This window comes from Brevibacterium ihuae (assembly GCF_900184225.1).
Classification (GTDB): domain Bacteria; phylum Actinomycetota; class Actinomycetes; order Actinomycetales; family Brevibacteriaceae; genus Brevibacterium; species Brevibacterium ihuae.
On the sequence record NZ_FXWZ01000003.1, the window covers coordinates 331075 to 348816 of the forward strand.

Annotated in this window: 12 protein-coding genes; 4 read left to right on the forward strand and 8 right to left on the reverse strand. The window is 67.4% G+C overall.

All coding sequences use genetic code 11. The annotated features are described in order from the left end of the window. Window position 1: 1 nt before the first annotated feature. The 6 genes from C1A17_RS06960 to rpsL form a co-directional block, all read right to left on the reverse strand. Window positions 2-979: a carbohydrate ABC transporter permease gene (locus C1A17_RS06960; protein WP_245873548.1), complete on the reverse strand. Its 978-nt coding sequence runs from the start codon at window positions 977-979 to the stop codon at window positions 2-4. After that, on the reverse strand, window positions 976-2283 hold the full coding sequence (locus C1A17_RS06965) for an extracellular solute-binding protein (protein ID WP_101652170.1): 1308 nt from the start codon (window positions 2281-2283) through the stop codon (window positions 976-978). Before C1A17_RS06965 ends, C1A17_RS06960 begins: the two co-directional genes overlap by 4 nt. 145 nt (window positions 2284-2428) lie before the next feature. Next, the gene (tuf, locus tag C1A17_RS06970) at window positions 2429-3622 is read right to left on the reverse strand and encodes an elongation factor Tu (protein WP_101652172.1); all 1194 of its coding nucleotides are present in this window, start codon (window positions 3620-3622) and stop codon (window positions 2429-2431) included. A gap of 108 nt (window positions 3623-3730) precedes the next feature. Continuing rightward, window positions 3731-5833, reverse strand: coding sequence for an elongation factor G (gene fusA, locus C1A17_RS06975; RefSeq protein WP_101652174.1), 2103 nt, complete (start codon window positions 5831-5833; stop codon window positions 3731-3733). 69 nt (window positions 5834-5902) lie between these two features. After that, window positions 5903-6373 (reverse strand): 30S ribosomal protein S7, encoded by a 471-nt coding sequence (gene rpsG, locus C1A17_RS06980; RefSeq protein WP_101652180.1) that lies wholly within the window; start codon window positions 6371-6373, stop codon window positions 5903-5905. Continuing rightward, entirely contained in the window at window positions 6373-6747 is a 375-nt protein-coding gene (gene rpsL, locus C1A17_RS06985; protein ID WP_029090268.1) for a 30S ribosomal protein S12, read from the reverse strand. The genes rpsG and rpsL overlap by 1 nt, the downstream gene beginning before the upstream one ends. 405 nt (window positions 6748-7152) lie before the next feature. Between rpsL and C1A17_RS06990 the strand changes: the two genes are divergently transcribed. The 4 genes from C1A17_RS06990 (at window position 7153) to C1A17_RS14490 (ending at window position 10019) form a co-directional block, all read left to right on the forward strand. After that, window positions 7153-7845 carry a DUF1707 SHOCT-like domain-containing protein gene (locus C1A17_RS06990; protein WP_101652182.1) on the forward strand — a complete coding sequence of 231 codons (693 nt, stop codon included), beginning with the start codon at window positions 7153-7155 and terminating at the stop codon, window positions 7843-7845. Between the two features lie 104 nt (window positions 7846-7949). After that, the gene (locus C1A17_RS06995) at window positions 7950-8975 is read left to right on the forward strand and encodes an ATP-dependent 6-phosphofructokinase (protein WP_101652184.1); all 1026 of its coding nucleotides are present in this window, start codon (window positions 7950-7952) and stop codon (window positions 8973-8975) included. A 99-nt stretch (window positions 8976-9074) separates the two neighbouring features. Further along, window positions 9075-9671 carry an alcohol dehydrogenase catalytic domain-containing protein gene (locus tag C1A17_RS14485; protein ID WP_245873550.1) on the forward strand — a complete coding sequence of 199 codons (597 nt, stop codon included), beginning with the start codon at window positions 9075-9077 and terminating at the stop codon, window positions 9669-9671. A 3-nt stretch (window positions 9672-9674) separates the two neighbouring features. Continuing rightward, entirely contained in the window at window positions 9675-10019 is a 345-nt protein-coding gene (locus tag C1A17_RS14490) for a zinc-binding dehydrogenase (RefSeq protein WP_281258720.1), read from the forward strand. Between the two features lie 170 nt (window positions 10020-10189). Here C1A17_RS14490 and C1A17_RS07005 read toward each other — a convergent pair whose 3' ends face one another. Together C1A17_RS07005 and rpoB are read right to left on the reverse strand one after the other, a co-directional pair. Beyond that, complete coding sequence (locus C1A17_RS07005; protein WP_101652187.1) at window positions 10190-14062, reverse strand: DNA-directed RNA polymerase subunit beta'; 3873 nt, start codon at window positions 14060-14062, stop codon at window positions 10190-10192. A gap of 57 nt (window positions 14063-14119) precedes the next feature. Next, entirely contained in the window at window positions 14120-17605 is a 3486-nt protein-coding gene (gene rpoB / locus C1A17_RS07010) for a DNA-directed RNA polymerase subunit beta (RefSeq protein ID WP_101652189.1), read from the reverse strand. Window positions 17606-17742: the final 137 nt, after the last annotated feature.

Genomic DNA, 17742 nt, shown 5'->3' on the forward strand with positions numbered 1-17742 from the left:
CTCATCCTCTCGAATCGCCGAGGTTCACGCGGAACCCCTTGATGAACAGCAGGCAGATGAGGCCGACGCAGAGGAACAGCAGCACCGACACCGCCGAGCCGAGGCCGGTCTGGAGCTGCGAGATCGTCTGGTCGTAGGCGAGCGAGGACACCGTGGCGGTGCCGTTGGCGCCCTGGGTCATGACGAACACCGAGTCGAAGATGCGGAACGCCTCGAGCGTGCGGAACATCAGGGCGACCATGATCGCGCTCTTCATGTTCGGCAGGATCACGCGGGTGAGCCGCTGCCACCAGGTGGCGCCGTCGACGGTCGCGGCCTCGACCATGTCACCGGGGATCTGGGCGAGCCCGGCGAGCATGAGGAGCGAGATGAAGGGGGTCGTCTTCCAGATCTCGGCGAGCGCGATGACGAAGAACGACGACCAGAAGTTGCCGAACCAGTCGAACGTCTCGATGCCGAACCACGTGCCGACGAACCCGGTGCCGAGGTCGAACGCGTACTGCCACGAGAAGGCGGCGACCACGGTGATGATGCCGTAGGGCACGAGGATGATCGTGCGGATGGGTCCCCGGACCCCCTTCATCGCGTTGAGCATGACCATCGCGAAGAGGAAGCCGAGCACGAGCTCGATCGCCACGGTGACGACGGTGATGAGAAGGGTGAAGCCGAGGGTCTGCCACCACAGCGGGTCGGTGAGGACCGTGACGTAGTTCGCGCCCCAGTTGAAGTACGAGTTCTCCTGGTCGGTCAGGCGCAGGCTGAAGAACGACTGGTAGACCGCCTGGAGGATCGGGTAGCCGGTGACGAGGAGGAGCACGATCGCGGCGGGAGCCGCGAGCATGAGCCCGAGCTTCGCTTCGGCCCGGCTCCGCTCCGAGGTGTAGCGCTTCGTCTTCTTCGTCCTTCCGCCCGGCGCAGTGCCGCCGGCGGCCGCCGAGGAGCCCGACCCGGATCCGTGGACCGTCGTCGATTCGCTCACAGCAGCGCCTCCCCTCGCATGATGTCCAGGATGAGCTCGGTCGACTCCGCAGGTGTCGTCGCCGGGTCGATGTCCTCCGGCGGGTGCCAGCTGCGCTGGATGCCGCCGGTGATCGAGTTGTAGTAGGGCGAGGTCGGCCGGGACGCGGCGTTCTCGAGCGAGTCGAGGATGGTCTGCGCGTACGGGAGCTCGTCCTGCACGGCCGGGTCGTCGAACGCGGCGCGCGTGGCCGGCGGCAGTCCGTCGGTGATGAAGTACTCCGCCTGGTTCTCAGGTGCGCGGATGCAGTCGATCGCGGCGAAGGCGGCCTCGGGATTCGTCGAGAACGAGCCGACAGCGAGCTTGACGCCGCCGAAGGGTGCCGCACCGGGGGTGCCCTCCTCGACCGCGGGATACGGCGCCCAGCCGACGTCGTCGAGCACCTCCTGGTCGATGGAGCCGTCCTCGACGCCGGCGACGAGGGCCGAGTACACGAACGGCCAGTTGACCATGAAGCCGCCGTTCTCACCCTGGAAGCGGAGGAGCGAGCCGTTCTCGTCGAGGTTGGAGAACGACGGGCCGCCGAGGCCCTCGCTCCCGATCGTCGACATGATCTCCGCGGCCTTCTCCCCCTCCGGCGTGTCGAGACCGAGCTCGGTCTCCTCCGGTTCCGCCTCGGGATCGACGACCATGCTGCCGCCCTGGGATTCGATGAGCGCATTGAGCCACACGGTGAGCGACTCGGCGCGGATGCCCTGGGCCCCGATCTCCTTCTCCTGGCTCTGCGCGGCCTCGATGATCTGGTCCCACGTCACCGGCTGCTCCATATCGAGCCCGGCGGCCTCGGCGACCGATTTGCGGTACCACAGGATCTGGGTGTTGGCCTGGAGCGGGGCGGCGACGAGCTCGTCCTCCCACAGCGAGGACTCGACGGCGGCTTCGACGACGTCCTCGGTGAACGTCTCGGTGTACTCCCCGGGCACCGGCTCGAGGTACCCGGCGTTCGCGAACTCGGCGACGTACACGGTGTCGAGGCTCATGATGTCGATCGACGAGTCCTGCGAGGCGAGACGGCGGATGAGCTGCTCGCGCTGGCTCGAGGCGTCGTTGGGCAGGACCGAGGTGCTGATGGAGTACTCACCGCCGGAATCGGCGCTGCACTTCTCGGCGAGCGCGGCCTGTCCCCCGTTGTCGGGATTGATGTACCAGGTGATGGTGTTGCCGCCGGGGTCGGTCTGACAGCCGGAGAGCGCCATCACCGCCGCACCCGCCGCTGCACCCAGGGCCAGCAGTCGCCCGGACCTCCGCCGTTGCGGCCTCATCATCGAGCCTCCGTCGTCGCCGTCGTCTTCGTCATATCAGCCCCACCCTAACGCCGAACCGGTCGGAGTGCATGACGACGGACGCGTCCGGACACGACAGCGGCCCCGGAGATCGCTCTCCGGGGCCGCTGTTCAGTCGCAGATCAGATCACTCGGTGATCTTGGTGACGCGACCGGCGCCGACGGTGCGTCCGCCCTCGCGGATGGCGAAGCGGAGGCCCTCCTCCATGGCGATCGGCTGGATGAGCTCGACCGACATGTCGGTATTGTCGCCCGGCATGACCATCTCGGTGCCCTCGGGCAGCGTGATGACGCCGGTGACGTCGGTGGTCCGGAAGTAGAACTGCGGACGGTAGTTCGAGTAGAACGGGTTGTGACGGCCGCCCTCGTCCTTGGACAGGATGTAGACCTGGCCCTCGAACTTGGTGTGCGGGGTGATCGAACCCGGCTTGACGATGACCTGACCGCGCTCGACCTCTTCGCGCTTGGTGCCGCGGAGGAGCAGACCGACGTTCTCACCGGCGCGAGCGTCCGGCAGGGTCTTGCGGAACATCTCGATGGCGGTGACGGTGGTCTTCGAGGAGGCCGGCTTGATGCCGACGATCTCGATCTCCTCGTTGGGGAGGAGCACGCCGCGCTCCACACGACCGGTCACGACGGTGCCGCGGCCGGTGATGGTGAAGACGTCCTCGACGGGCATGAGGAACGGCTTGTCGACGTCGCGCTCCGGCTCCGGAACGTACTCGTCGACCTGGTCCATGAGCTCCTCGACGGTCTTGACCCACTCGGCGTCTCCCTCGAGAGCCTTGAGTGCCGAGACCTTGACGACCGGAGCGTTGTCGCCGTCGAACTCCTGGTCGGAGAGGAGCTCACGCACCTCCATCTCGACGAGCTCGAGGAGCTCCTCGTCGTCGACCATGTCCGACTTGTTGAGCGCGACCACGATGTAGGGCACGCCGACCTGACGCGCGAGCAGCACGTGCTCACGGGTCTGGGGCATCGGGCCGTCGGTGGCGGCGACCACGAGGATCGCGCCGTCCATCTGTGCCGCGCCGGTGATCATGTTCTTGATGTAGTCGGCGTGACCGGGGGCGTCGACGTGAGCGTAGTGACGCTTCTCGGTCTGGTACTCGACGTGCGAGACATTGATGGTGATGCCGCGCTGCTTCTCTTCCGGCGCGTTGTCGACCTGGTCGAAGGCACGGGCCTCGTTGAGATCCGGGTACTTGTCGGCCAGGACCTTGGTGATCGCCGCGGTCAGCGTCGTCTTACCGTGATCGACGTGGCCGATGGTGCCGATGTTGACGTGCGGCTTGGTCCTGTCGAAGCTAGCCTTTGCCACTGGGTTCCTCCTCGTGGGTGGTGCAGGATGTGCGGTTCACATCCTACGCCTGGGTTGGATATTCATATGCCGTCGGGCCGGGCAGCCCGCGCAGACTGGGGGCGGAGATTACTCTCCGCGGACCTTCTGGATGATCTCCTCGGCGACTGCCTTCGGGACCTCCGAGTAGCTCTCGAACTGCATCGAGTACACGGCGCGGCCCTGGGTCTTCGACCGCAGGTCACCGATGTATCCGAACATCTCCGACAGCGGGACGTATGCACGGACGACCTTGACGCCCGACGCATCCTCCATCGACTGGATCTGTCCGCGCCGCGAATTCAGGTCGCCGATGACGTCGCCCATGTACTCCTCGGGCGTACGGACCTCGACGTCCATGAGCGGTTCGAGCAGAACCGGGTTCGCCTTCTTGATGCCCTCCTTGAGGACCATCGAGCCGGCGATCTTGAACGCCATCTCCGAGGAGTCGACGTCGTGGTAGGCCCCGTCGACCAGGGTGGCCTTGACTCCCACCAGCGGGTAGCCGGCGAGCACGCCCATCTGCATGGCGTCCTGGATGCCGGCGTCGACGCTCGGAATGTACTCGCGCGGCACGCGGCCGCCGGTGATGGCGTTCTCGAACTCGTAAATCGTCTCGCCGGTGACCTCCAGGGGCTCGAAGGTGACCTGCACCTTCGCGAACTGGCCGGAGCCGCCGGTCTGCTTCTTATGGGTGTAGTCGACCTTCTCCACCTTGCGGCGGATGGTCTCGCGGTACGCCACCTGGGGCTTGCCGACGTTCGCCTCGACCTTGAACTCCCGCTTCATGCGGTCGACGAGGATATCGAGGTGCAGCTCGCCCATGCCGCCGATCTCGGTCTGGCCCGTCTCATCGTTGAGATTGACGGTGAAGGTGGGATCCTCCTTCGCCAGCTTCTGGATCGCGGTCGAGAGCTTCTCCTGGTCGCCCTTGGTCTTGGGCTCGATGGCCACGAAGATCACCGGGTCCGGGAAGCTCATCGACTCGAGCACCACGGCGTTGTTCGGATCGCTCAGGGTGTCACCGGTGGTGGTGTCCTTGAGGCCGATGAACGCGTAGATGTGGCCGGCGACGGCCTCCTCGACGGGGTTCTCCCTGTTGGAGTGCATCTGGAAGAGCTTGCCGATGCGCTCCTTCTTCCCGGTCGTGGTGTTGAGCACCTGGGCGCCGGACGCGACCTTGCCGGAGTACACCCGGACGTAGGTGAGCGAACCGAAGAACGGGTGGGTCGCGACCTTGAACGCGAGAGCCGAGAAGGGCTCGTTGACGGAGGGCTCGCGGGTGACGACGGTCTCCTCGTCGCCCACCGGGTGGCCCTCGACGGCCTCGACGTCGAGCGGGGTCGGCAGGTAGTCGATGACGGCGTTGAGCATGGGCTGCACGCCCTTGTTCTTGAACGCCGAACCGCACATCACCGGGAACGCCTCGGAGGCGATGGTGAGCTGGCGGATTCCGGCCTTGAGCTCGTCGACGGTGAGCTCGCCGTCCTCGAGGTACTTCTCCATGAGCTCTTCGTTCGCCTCTGCGACGTCCTCGACGAGCTGGTTGCGGTACTCCTCGGCGCGCCCCTTGAGATCATCCGGAATCTCCGTCTCGGTCATGTCCTGACCCTTCTGGGATTCGTCCGGCCAGATCCAGGCCTTCATCTCGACGAGATCGACGACGCCGGCGAAGTCGTTCTCCGCGCCGATCGGCAGCTGGATGACGAGCGGCTTCGCACCGAGACGGTCCTTGATGGTCGACACGGTGAAGTAGAAGTCGGCGCCGAGCTTGTCCATCTTGTTGACGAAGCAGACGCGCGGCACGTTGTACTTGTCGGCCTGCCGCCACACGGTCTCCGACTGCGGCTCAACGCCCTCCTTGCCGTCGAACACGGCGACGGCGCCATCGAGCACGCGCAGGGAGCGCTCCACCTCGACGGTGAAGTCGACGTGCCCGGGGGTGTCGATGATGTTGATCTGGTTGCCCTCCCAGTAGCAGGTGGTGGCAGCCGAGGTGATGGTGATGCCGCGCTCCTGCTCCTGCTCCATCCAGTCCATCGTCGAGGCACCGTCGTGCGTCTCGCCGATCTTGTAGTTCACACCGGTGTAGAAGAGGATGCGTTCGGTGGTGGTGGTCTTGCCGGCATCGATGTGGGCCATGATGCCGATGTTGCGGACCTTGTTGAGGTCGGTCAGCACGTCGAGTGCCACGATGTCTCTCTCTCGTCTCGATGACTGGGTGTGCCGGCCGGGCGGACGGTGGTCCGCCCGGCCCGACGGTCACCAGCGGTAATGGGCGAAGGCCTTGTTGGACTCGGCCATCTTGTGGGTGTCCTCGCGCCGCTTGACGGCGGCGCCGAGGCCGTTGCTGGCGTCCATGATCTCGTTCTGCAGACGCTCGGTCATGGTCTTCTCGCGGCGCTGGCGGGAGTACCCGACGAGCCAGCGCAGGGCCAGGGTCGTCGAGCGCGCGGGGCGGACGTCGACCGGGACCTGGTAGGTCGCACCGCCGACGCGGCGGGACCGGACCTCGAGCGAGGGGCGGATGTTGTCGAGCGCCTTCTTGAGCAGCACGACCGGATCCGTGTTCGTCTTCTCGCCGGCGCCGGCGAGGGCGCCGTAGACGATGCGCTCAGCGGTGGAGCGCTTGCCGTCGAGGAGGATCTTGTTGATGAGCTGGGTGACCAGCGGCGAGCTGTAGACCGGGTCGATGACGACCGGGCGCTTGGGTGCGGGGCCCTTGCGTGGCATTACTTCTTCTCCCTCTTGGCTCCGTAGCGGCTGCGGGCCTGCTGACGACCCTTGACTCCCTGGGTGTCGAGCGAACCGCGCACGATCTTGTAGCGGACACCGGGGAGGTCCTTCACACGACCGCCGCGCACGAGCACGATCGAGTGCTCCTGCAGGTTGTGTCCCTCGCCCGGGATGTAGGCCGTGACCTCGATCTGGCTCGAGAGCTTCACGCGGGCGACCTTGCGGAGGGCCGAGTTGGGCTTCTTGGGGGTGGTCGTGTACACGCGGGTGCACACGCCGCGCCGCTGCGGGCTGCCCTTGAGGGCAGGCGTCGCGTTCTTCGCGGCCTTGTCCTGCCGTCCCTTGCGGACGAGCTGCTGGATTGTTGGCACTGAGATGTTCTCCGTTTGCTTCTCGCTGGTCCTAAGTCCGAGAGTCCGCCGACCGCGGGTGCGGCGCCGGCCCGTACATCTCGCACATGTCTCACTGCGATCGAGTGAAGCGACCTGCTCGATCCCAGTTCCCGCACGGCCTCTCCCACCCCGAGGTCGGGTGTGTCGCAATGACACGCTCCCGCTTTGATACGGTGGGAACTGGACTGTGCGGCTCGCTCGCCCGTGCGGCGGCCCGCTCGTCACCGCCGATGTACGGTCTCAGCGGTCCGGGTCCCGCCCGCAGGCGTGCGGGCACGTCTGATGGAGTCAGACACGATCAAGCGTAGACGGTGCGGGTTCCATCGGTCAAAACGGCGGACACCGGGGAGTCCGGGCGGTTTCCGGGTGTCCTAGAGTTGGACCATGGACGCCGACTCCCCCTCCGAACCGATCGAACCCGCTCCCCGCCGCATCCGGGCCTCCGACCGGGACCGCGATGCCGTGCTCGACGTGCTCGCCGCCGCTCACGCCTCCGGGCGCCTCGACCCCTTCGAGGTCGACGAGCGCCAGACCGCGGTCGTGCGCGCGAAGTTCCTCGACGCGCTCCTCGACCCGATCGCCGACCTGCCGGAGGGCGCCGAGGTCACCCGGCGCATCGAGACGCAGCTCGGGACCGGGAGGCGGCCCGGCACCGGCCTGGTCCCCGCGCCCGCCTCGGGCCCGGCCGATGTCGTCCCCGCCCGGCCCGGCTCCGGCGCGTCCGAGAACTCGGTGGCGATCCTCTCCGGCCGTGAGATCGAGGTCGCCCCCGGCACCCCCGCGGTCCACAGCTACTGCGTCATGGGCGGCGACGACATCTACCTCACCGATGCGCTCGGCCCCGGGGTCGAGATCACCCTCGACTGCTATGCCCTCATGGGCGGCAACACGATCTACATCCCGGGCGGGGTGCGCATCATCGACCGGACGGTCAACATCATCGCCGGCAACGACGTCAAGAAGAAGGCGCGCGGCGACGGCTCGAACGGCACCCTCGTCCTCACCGGATTCAGCCTCATGGCCGGTCACGACATCAAGATCGATCCCGGCTGGGCCCGGGCGGTCGAACGCTCGTAACCTCCTGCTCACCCACGACCGATAGCCTGCCGGAGGAGCCCGCGCGGGGACGCGCACCCCTGCCCGGCCACTCGACCGCACAGCGAACGACCGAAGGAGAACGGATGAACATCGGAATCATGACCTCGGGCGGCGACGGCCCCGGCCTCAACGCGGTGATCCGCGGGGCGGTCCGGAAGGGGATCCGCGCGCACGACTTCTCCTTCACCGGCATCCGGGACGGCTGGCGCGGCCTCCTCGAGGACGACACCTTCCCGCTCCACATGGTCGACGTTCGCGGGCTGTCGGGCCGCGGCGGCACGATCCTCGGAACCTCGCGGACCCACCCCTACTCGCAGGGCGGACCAGAGCAGATGCGCACGGTGATGGAGCGGCGCGGGATCGACGCGATCATCGCGATCGGCGGCGAGGGGACCCTCGCCGGGGCCGCGCGCCTCGCCGACGACGAGGGCATGCCGGTGGTCGGCGTGCCGAAGACCATCGACAACGACCTCGACGGCACCGACTACACCTTCGGCTTCGACACCGCGCAGTCGATCGCGACCGAGGCGATCGACCGCCTCCGCACCACCGCCGACTCCCACCACCGCTGCATGGTCCTCGAGGTCATGGGCCGCAATGTCGGCTGGATCGCGCTCCAGGCCGGGATGGCCGGCGGCGCGCACGCGATCCTCATCCCCGAGTTCCCGGTGAGCTACGAGCGGATCTACGACTGGGTGCGCTCGGCCTGGGACCGCGGGCGCGCGCCGCTCGTCGTCGTCGCCGAGGGCTTCGTGCCCGAAGGGGTCGAGGACCAGGTCGCCGATCGCGGCACCGACAAGCACGGCCGCGTGCGCCTCGGCGGCATCGGGAACCACCTCGCGCCGCTCATCGAGGAGGCGACCGGCATCGAGACGCGGGCGATGATCCTCGGCCACCTCCAGCGCGGCGGCTCCCCCACGGCGTACGACCGCGTGCTCGCGACCCGGCTCGGAATGGCCTCGGTCGACATCGTGCGCGACGAGCAGTGGGGCCACATGGCCGCTCTCGACGGCACGGCGATCACCCGGGTGCGCCTCGCCGATGCGGTCGACAACCTCAAGTTCGTGCCCCGCGAGCGCTGGGACGAGGTCCAGGTGCTCCTCGGCTGATGCCGATTCCGCGCGACCGCCGTCCGACCGGATGGCGGTCGCGCGCCGTCCGAAAGGCAGGACGAGTCGCCGCCGCAATCCGAAGGAAGGCGGTGCCCCATGAAGGCATGGCACTTCACCAACACCCACGAGCCCCTCGTCCTCAACGAGGTCGAGGAGCCCAAGGCCGGACCCGGCGAGGTCGTCATCGAGATGAAGGCCGCGGGCCTGTGCCACTCGGACGTCGGACTGCTCGAGGACGAGGGCTGGCTCTCCACTCTCGCCAAGCAGCCCATCACCATCGGCCACGAGAACGCCGGTGTCGTCGTCGAGCTCGGCGAGGGCGTGACGAACGTCCAGGTCGGCGACCGCGTGGGCGTCTGCCCCACCACCCCGGCCGGCGCACCCGGCTACGTCGCCGACGGCGGCTTCCAGCCGAAGATCGCCTTCTCCGCCGATGCCCTCGCCCCGATCCCGGACGGCGTGTCCTGGGAGCAGGGCGCGGCCGCCACGGATGCGGGCATGACCTCGTACCACGCGATCATCACCAACGGCCAGGCCGGCCCGGGCAAGAAGATCGGCGTCATCGGATTCGGCGGACTCGGCCAGATCGGCACCCGCGTGGCGATCCTCGCCGGCGCCGAGGTCTACGTCGCCGAGGTCAACGAGAAGGTGTGGGACACCGCGAAGGAGATCGGCGCAGCCGGTGTCGCGTAGTCGATCACCGAGTTCGCCGACGTCGAGTTCGACGCGATCGTCGACTACGCCGGCTTCGGCACCACGACCGCCGAGGCGATCGAGACCGTGGGCCGCGGCGGACGCGTCGTCCAGGTCGGCATGGGCAAGCTCGAGGCGACGATCTCGACCAAGGCCATGATCCTCTCCGAGGTCACCCTCGTCGGTTCCCAGGGCGGTACCAAGGAGGACATCGCCGGGGTCTACGAGTACCTCGCGACCGGGAAGCTCGAGCCGACGATCACCACGATCGGCTTCGACGACATCCCCGACGGCCTCGACAAGCTCGCCAAGGGCGAGGTCGTGGGCCGGCTCGTCGCCCTCTACTGAGCCGCATCACCCATCGAGTGGTCGGTTCCGGTCGGATACCCGCGAGTATTCGACCGGAACCGACCACTCGACGTTCGGGGGTCCGGCAGGACCGATGAATGGCGGCGGGCCCGGAGAGAATCTCTCCGGGCCCGCCGCCATTCACGGGTGCTGCGACTGCGGGGTTCGGCTCAGCTGAACGCTCCGAAGTCGTAGTCCTCGAGCGGGATCGCCGCTCCCTCGCCGCTCAGGCTCGGGTAGAAGTCGCCGTAGGAGTTGTTGAACATCTCCTGCTTGGCCTCCTCGGTGGGCTCGACGACCATGTCGCGGAACTTGTGCATTCCGGTTCCGGCCGGGATGAGCTTACCGAGGATGACGTTCTCCTTGAGGCCGAGGAGCGGATCGGACTTGCCCTCGAGCGCAGCCTCGGTGAGGACGCGGGTCGTCTCCTGGAAGGACGCGGCCGACAACCACGACTCGGTCGCGAGCGAGGCCTTGGTGATGCCCATGAGCTCGTCGCGGGCCGAGGCGGGGGTGCCGCCCTCGGCGACGATCCGCCGGTTCTCCTCCTGGTACCGGCCGCGGTCCACCAGCTCGCCCGGGAGCAGCGTGGTGTCGCCGGACTCGATGACGGTGACCCGACGCAGCATCTGGCGCACGATAACCTCGATGTGCTTGTCGTGGATGCCCACGCCCTGCGAGCGGTACACCTTCTGCACCTCGTCGACGAGGAAGCGCTCGGCCTCCCGGCGACCGCGGATGCGGAGCACCTGCTTGGGGTCGACCGCACCCTGGACGAGCTTGTCGCCCGCGGTGATGTGCTGGCCGTCCTCGACGAGCAGCTGCGAGCGGCGGCCCACGGCGTGCTCGATCTCCTCCGAGCCGTCGTCGGGCACGACGATGACGTAGCGCGTCTTGCGCGAGTCGTCGACCTTGACCCGGCCGCTGGCCTCGGCGATCGGCGCGAATCCCTTGGGGGTCCGGGCCTCGAACAGCTCGGTCACGCGCGGCAGACCCTGCGTGATGTCTCCCCCGCCGCCGGCGGCCACACCGCCGGTGTGGAAGGTCCGCATGGTCAGCTGGGTGCCGGGCTCGCCGATCGACTGCGCTGCGACCGTGCCGATCGCCTCGCCGATGTCGACGAGCTGACCGGTGGCCATCGAGCGGCCGTAGTGGACGGCTGAGATCTGCACGTCGGAGTCCGCGGTGAGGACCGAGTGCACCTTGATCTCGCGGATCCCGTGGGCCACGAGATTCTCCACGACCTCGGCGGTGACATCGGTCTTCGCCGGGTAGAGGACGGTGCCGTCGGCGTCGGCGATGTCGGCGACCGTGAGGCGGCCGAGCACGCTCGTCTCGACGAACTCGTGGAGCTCGATCCCGCCGGTCGGGCTCTCCTGCGCGATCGGCAGGGTGAGGCCCTTCGTCGTGTCGGTGTCCTCGGTGCGCACGATGACGTCCTGGGACACGTCGACGAGACGACGCGTGAGGTAGCCCGAGTCCGCCGTCCGCAGCGCGGTGTCGGCCAGGCCCTTGCGCGCGCCGTGGCTGGCGATGAAGTACTCGAGCACCGACAGGCCCTCGCGGTAGTTCGACTTGATCGGACGCGGGATGATCTCACCCTTGGGGTTCGTCACCAGTCCGCGCATGCCGGCGAGCTGACGGACCTGGGTCCAGTTGCCCGAGGCTCCGGACTCGACGAGCCGCAGCACGGAGTTGTTCTCCGGGAAGTTCTGCTGCATCGCCTCGGCGACCTCGTCGGTGGTCTCCGACCAGATCTTGACGAGCTCGTTGCGGCGCTCGTCGTCGGTCAGGGCACCGAAGTCGTACTGGTCCTGGACCTTGGCGGCGAGCTCCTCGGCCTGGGCGAGCATGCCCTCCTTGGCGTCCGGGGACACGATGTCGGACATCGCGACCGTCAGACCCGAGCGGGTCGCCCAGTGGAAGCCGGTGGCCTTGAAGTTGTCGAGCGTCGCGGCGACCTCGACCTTCGGGTAGAAGTCGGCGAGCCGGTTGACGATCTGCGAGAGCGTCTTCTTGTCCACGGTCCGGTTGACGTACCGGTAGTCCGCGGGAAGCGTCTCGTTGAACAGCGCGCGGCCGAGGGTGGTCTCGACGATGGCCGGCTGCCCGGCCTCCCAGCCCTCGGGCATGGTCATCGAGTCGTCCGGGACGATGTTCTCGATCCGCACGCGGATCCGCGCCCCGAGGTCGAGCTCGTGGCGGTCGAAGGCCATGATCGCCTCGGCCACCGAGGAGAACTCGCGTCCGTCGCCCGCGGCCCCCGAGCGCTCGCTCGTCAGGTGGTAGATGCCGATGATCATGTCCTGGCTGGGCATGGTGACCGGCTTGCCGTCCGAGGGCTTGAGGATGTTGTTCGCCGACAGCATGAGCACGCGGGCCTCGGCCTGCGCCTCGGCCGACAGCGGGAGGTGCACGGCCATCTGGTCGCCGTCGAAGTCGGCGTTGAACGCCGAGCAGACGAGCGGGTGGATCTGGATGGCCTTGCCCTCGACGAGCTGCGGCTCGAAGGCCTGGATGCCCAGGCGGTGCAGCGTCGGTGCGCGGTTGAGCAGCACCGGGTGCTCGGTGATGACCTCTTCGAGGACGTCCCACACCTGCGGGTGCTGGCGCTCGACCATGCGCTTGGCCGACTTGATGTTCTGGGCATGGTTGAGGTCGACGAGCCGCTTCATGACGAAGGGCTTGAAGAGCTCGAGCGCCATGGTCTTGGGCAGACCGCACTGGTGGAGCTTGAGGGTCGGGCCGACGACGATGACCGAACGGCCGGAGTAGTCGACGCGCTTGCCGAGCAGGTTCTGGCGGAACCGGCCCTGCTTGCCCTTGAGCATGTCGGAGAGCGACTTGAGCGGGCGGTTGCCCGGTCCGGTCACCGGACGTCCGCGACGGCCGTTGTCGAACAGCGAGTCCACGGCCTCCTGGAGCATCCGCTTCTCGTTGTTGACGATGATCTCCGGCGCCCCGAGGTCGAGCAGACGCTTGAGGCGGTTGTTGCGGTTGATCACGCGCCGGTAGAGGTCGTTGAGGTCCGAGGTCGCGAACCGACCGCCATCGAGCTGCACCATCGGGCGGAGCTCCGGCGGGATCACCGGGATCGCGTCGAGGACCATGCCCTCGGGGGTGTTGTCCGTGGTGAGGAACGCGTTGACGACCTTGAGGCGCTTGAGCGCACGGGTCTTGCGCTGTCCCTTGCCGGTCTTGATGAGCTCGCGCAGGGCATCCGATTCGGCGGCCAGGTCGAAGTCCTGGAGCCGCTTCTGGATCGCCTCGGCGCCCATCGCACCGGAGAAGTAGATGCCGAAGCGCTCGACCATCTCGCGGTAGAGCGACTCGTCGCCCTCGAGATCGGAGACGGCGAGGCCCTTGAAGCGGTCCCACACCTTCTCGATGCGATCGATGTCGCGCTCGGCGTGCTTGCGCAGGTTCGCCATCTCGCGCTCGGCCTGGTCGCGCAGCTTCTTCTTGGCCTGGGCGGTGCCGCCCTCGGCCTCGAGCGCGGACAGGTCCTCCTCGAGCTTCCGGGCACGACGGTCGATGTCGGCGTCGCGCCGGTCGGTGAGCTGCTTCTTCTCCACGTCGATCTGGTTCTGCAGGGTCGGCAGATCCCGGTGGCGGGAGTCCTCGTCGACCCAGGTGATCATGTAGGCGGCGAAGTAGATGATCTTCTCGAGATCCTTCGGCGCCAGGTCGAGGAGGTAGCCCAGGCGCGACGGGACGCCCTTGAAGTACCAGATGTGGGTGACCGGGGCGGCGAGCTCGATGTGGCCCATCCGCTCGCGGCGCACCTTGGCACGGGTCACCTCGACGCCGCAGCGCTCACAGATGATGCCCTTGAAGCGGACGCGCTTGTACTTGCCGCAGTAGCACTCCCAGTCGCGAGTCGGTCCGAAGATCTTCTCGCAGAACAGGCCGTCCTTCTCCGGCTTGAGGGTTCGGTAGTTGATGGTCTCGGGCTTCTTGACCTCGCCGTGCGACCAGCGGCGGATGTCGTCGGCAGTGGCCAGGCCGATCCGCAGCTCATCGAAGAAATTGACGTCAGGCACGTAAATCCTCTTTCTCGTGACGATCGTCGGGCGATCGTCGGTTCGCGTTCGTAAGTATCAGACTTCTTCGACGGTGTTGGCTTCGTGACGGGACAGGTTGATGCCGAGCTCCTCGGCCGCGCGGAAGACCTCCTCGTCGGAGTCGCGCATCTCCACCTGCATTCCGTCCGAGGACAGCACCTCGATGTCGAGACACAGAGACTGCATTTCCTTGATGAGCACCTTGAAGGACTCCGGGATGCCCGGGTCCGGCAGGTTCTCGCCCTTGACGATCGCCTCGTAGACCTTGACGCGGCCGGGGATGTCGTCGGACTTGATCGTCAGCAGCTCCTGCAGCGTGTAGGCGGCGCCGTACGCCTCGAGCGCCCACACCTCCATCTCGCCGAAGCGCTGGCCGCCGAACTGGGCCTTTCCGCCGAGCGGCTGCTGGGTGATCATCGAGTACGGCCCAGTCGAGCGCGCGTGGATCTTGTCGTCGACGAGGTGGTGGAGCTTGAGCATGTACATGTAGCCCACCGACACCGGGTACGGGAACGGCTCTCCGGAGCGGCCGTCGTACAGCCGGGCCTTGCCGGAGCTGTCGATGAGGCGGTCGCCGTCGCGGTTCGGGTGGGTGGAGTCGAGCAGACCCCGCAGCTCCTCCTCGTGGGCGCCGTCGAACACCGGGGTGGCGACGTTCGTGCCGGCCTCGGCCTCGCGGGAGAAGTGGAAGTGCTTGAGCTCCTGCGCCCAGTCCGGATTGCCCTCGATCTTCCAGCCCTGCTTGGCGATCCAGCCGAGGTGGATCTCGAACACCTGGCCGATGTTCATCCGGCGCGGCACGCCGTGCGGGTTGAGGATGATGTCGATCGGGGTGCCGTCCTCGAGGAACGGCATGTCCTCGATCGGGAGGATCTTCGAAATCACGCCCTTGTTGCCGTGGCGGCCGGCCATCTTGTCACCGATCGTGATCTTGCGGCGCTGGGCCACGTACACGCGGACGAGCTGGTTGACGCCGGGTGCGAGCTCGTCGTCGTCCTCGCGGTCGAACTCCTTGACCGCGATGACGGTGCCGGACTCGCCGTGGGGCACCTTGAGCGAGGTGTCGCGCACCTCGCGCGACTTCTCGCCGAAGATCGCGCGGAGCAGGCGCTCCTCCGGGGTGAGCTCGGTCTCGCCCTTCGGGGTGACCTTGCCGACGAGGATGTCGCCGTCGGTGACCTCCGCGCCGATCCGGATGATGCCGCGCTCGTCGAGGTCGGCCAGAGCGTCCGGGGAGATGTTCGGGATGTCCCGGGTGATCTCCTCCGCGCCGAGCTTGGTGTCGCGGGCGTCGACCTCGTGCTCCTCGATGTGGATCGAGGAGAGGATGTCGTCCTGCACCATGCGCTGGGACAGGATGATGGCGTCCTCGAAGTTGTGGCCCTCCCAGGACATGAACGCCACGAGGAGGTTCTTGCCGAGCGCCATCTCGCCGTTCTCGGTCGACGGTCCGTCGCCGATCACGGCACCGACCTCGACGCGGTCGCCCTCGTCGACGAGCACGCGCTGGTTGTACGAGGTGCCGTGGTTCGAGCGGCGGAACTTCTCCGCCCGGTACATCGTCGTGGTGCCGTCGTTGTTGAGGACGGTCGCGTAGTCCGCGCAGACCTCGGTGACGACGCCGGCCTTGGTGGCCACCATGACGTCGCCGGCGTCCACTGCGGCGCGGTACTCCATGCCGGTGCCGACGAACGGGGCCTCGCTGCGGACGAGCGGCACGGCCTGGCGCTGCATGTTCGCACCCATGAGGGCGCGGTTCGCGTCGTCGTGCTCGAGGAACGGGATGAGCGCGGTCGCCACCGACACCATCTGGCGGGCGGAGACGTCCATGAAGTCGATCTCCTCGGCCGGGAGCAGCTCGGCCTCGCCGCCGCCGCCCTTGGGACGCGCGAGGACGTGGTCCTCGGCGAACTTCTGGTCGTCGGTGAGCGGTGCGTTGGCCTGCGCGATCGAGTACTCGAGCTCGTCGTCGGCGGTGAGGTACTCGGTGCGATCGGTGACGACGCCGTTCTCGACCTTGCGGTAGGGCGTCTCGATGAAGCCGAACGGATTGATCCGCGCGTAGGAGGCGAGCGAGCCGATGAGGCCGATGTTCGGGCCTTCCGGGGTCTCGATCGGGCACATGCGTCCGTAGTGCGAGGGGTGGACGTCACGGACCTCCATGCCGGCCCGGTCGCGCGACAGGCCGCCGGGGCCGAGCGCGGACAGGCGGCGCTTGTGCGTGAGCCCGGCCAGCGGGTTGTTCTGGTCCATGAACTGGCTGAGCTGCGAGGTTCCGAAGAACTCCTTGATCGCGGCCACGACGGGACGGATGTTGATGAGCGACTGCGGAGTGATCGCCTCGACGTCCTGCGTGGTCATGCGCTCGCGGACGACGCGCTCCATGCGCGACAGCCCGGTGCGGACCTGGTTCTCGATGAGCTCGCCGACCGCGCGGATGCGGCGGTTGCCGAAGTGGTCGATGTCGTCGAGCGCGACGCGCAGGTCGATGTCCTTGCCGTCGCGCACGCCCGGCATGGTGTCCGCACCGGCGTGGAGCGAGACGATGTAGCGGATCGTCGCGACGATGTCGTCGGTGGTGAGGACCGAGTCGGTGAGCGGGCGGTCGATGCCGAGCTTGCGGTTGACCTTGTAGCGGCCGACCTTCGCGAGGTCGTAGCGCTTGGGGTTGAAGTAGAGGTTGTTGATCAGTCCCTCTGCGGCCTCGACGGTGGCCGGCTCCGCGGGGCGGAGCTTCTTGTAGATGTCGATGAGGGCTTCCTCGCGGGTGGACACGGTGTCCTTCGCGAGGGTCTCGCGGATCGACTCGAAGTCGCCGAACTCCTCGAGGATCTTCGACTCGGTCCAGCCGAGCGCCTTGAGCAGCACGGTGACCGACTGCTTGCGCTTGCGGTCGAGACGGACGCCCACCTGGTCGCGCTTGTCGATCTCGAACTCGAGCCATGCGCCGCGCGAGGGGATGATCTTCGCGGTGAAGATGTCCTTGTCCGAGGTCTTGTCGGGGGTCGACTCGAAGTAGGCGCCGGGCGAGCGGACGAGCTGGGAGACGACGACGCGCTCGGTGCCGTTGATGACGAAGGTGCCCTGCTCGGTCATGAGCGGGAAGTCGCCCATGAAGACCGTCTGGCTCTTGATCTCGCCGGTGTTGTTGTTCATGAACTCCGCGGTGACGAACAGCGGAGCGGAGTAGGTGATGTCCTTCTCCTTGCAGTCGTCGATCGAGTACTTCGGAGGCTCGAAGCGGTGCTCGCGGAACGACAGCGACATCGATCCGGAGAAGTCCTCGATCGGGGAGATCTCCTCGAAGATGTCCTCGAGACCGGAGGTCGTGGCGACGGAATCGTCCCCGCGCTCGGTGGCGTCGATGACGCGGTCCTGCCAGCGCTCGTTGCCGATGAGCCAGTCGAAGCTGTCGGTCTGCAGTCCGAGGAGATTGGGAACCTCGAGGGGCTCGTGGATCTTCGCGAAGGAGATGCGCTGGGGCGGGTTAGCGGTCCTGGTGTTTTCGTTGGCGGCGGCCAATGGGATCCTTCCGAGTGGGTCACCTGTTGAGTCCGGCTTCACCTGAGCCGGGGCCGAGGCCAGGGAGATCCGGGTGTAACGTACACATCCGGTTCCCGCGGTCGTCTCAGTCCGGGATTTCCGATGTGCCCACCGCT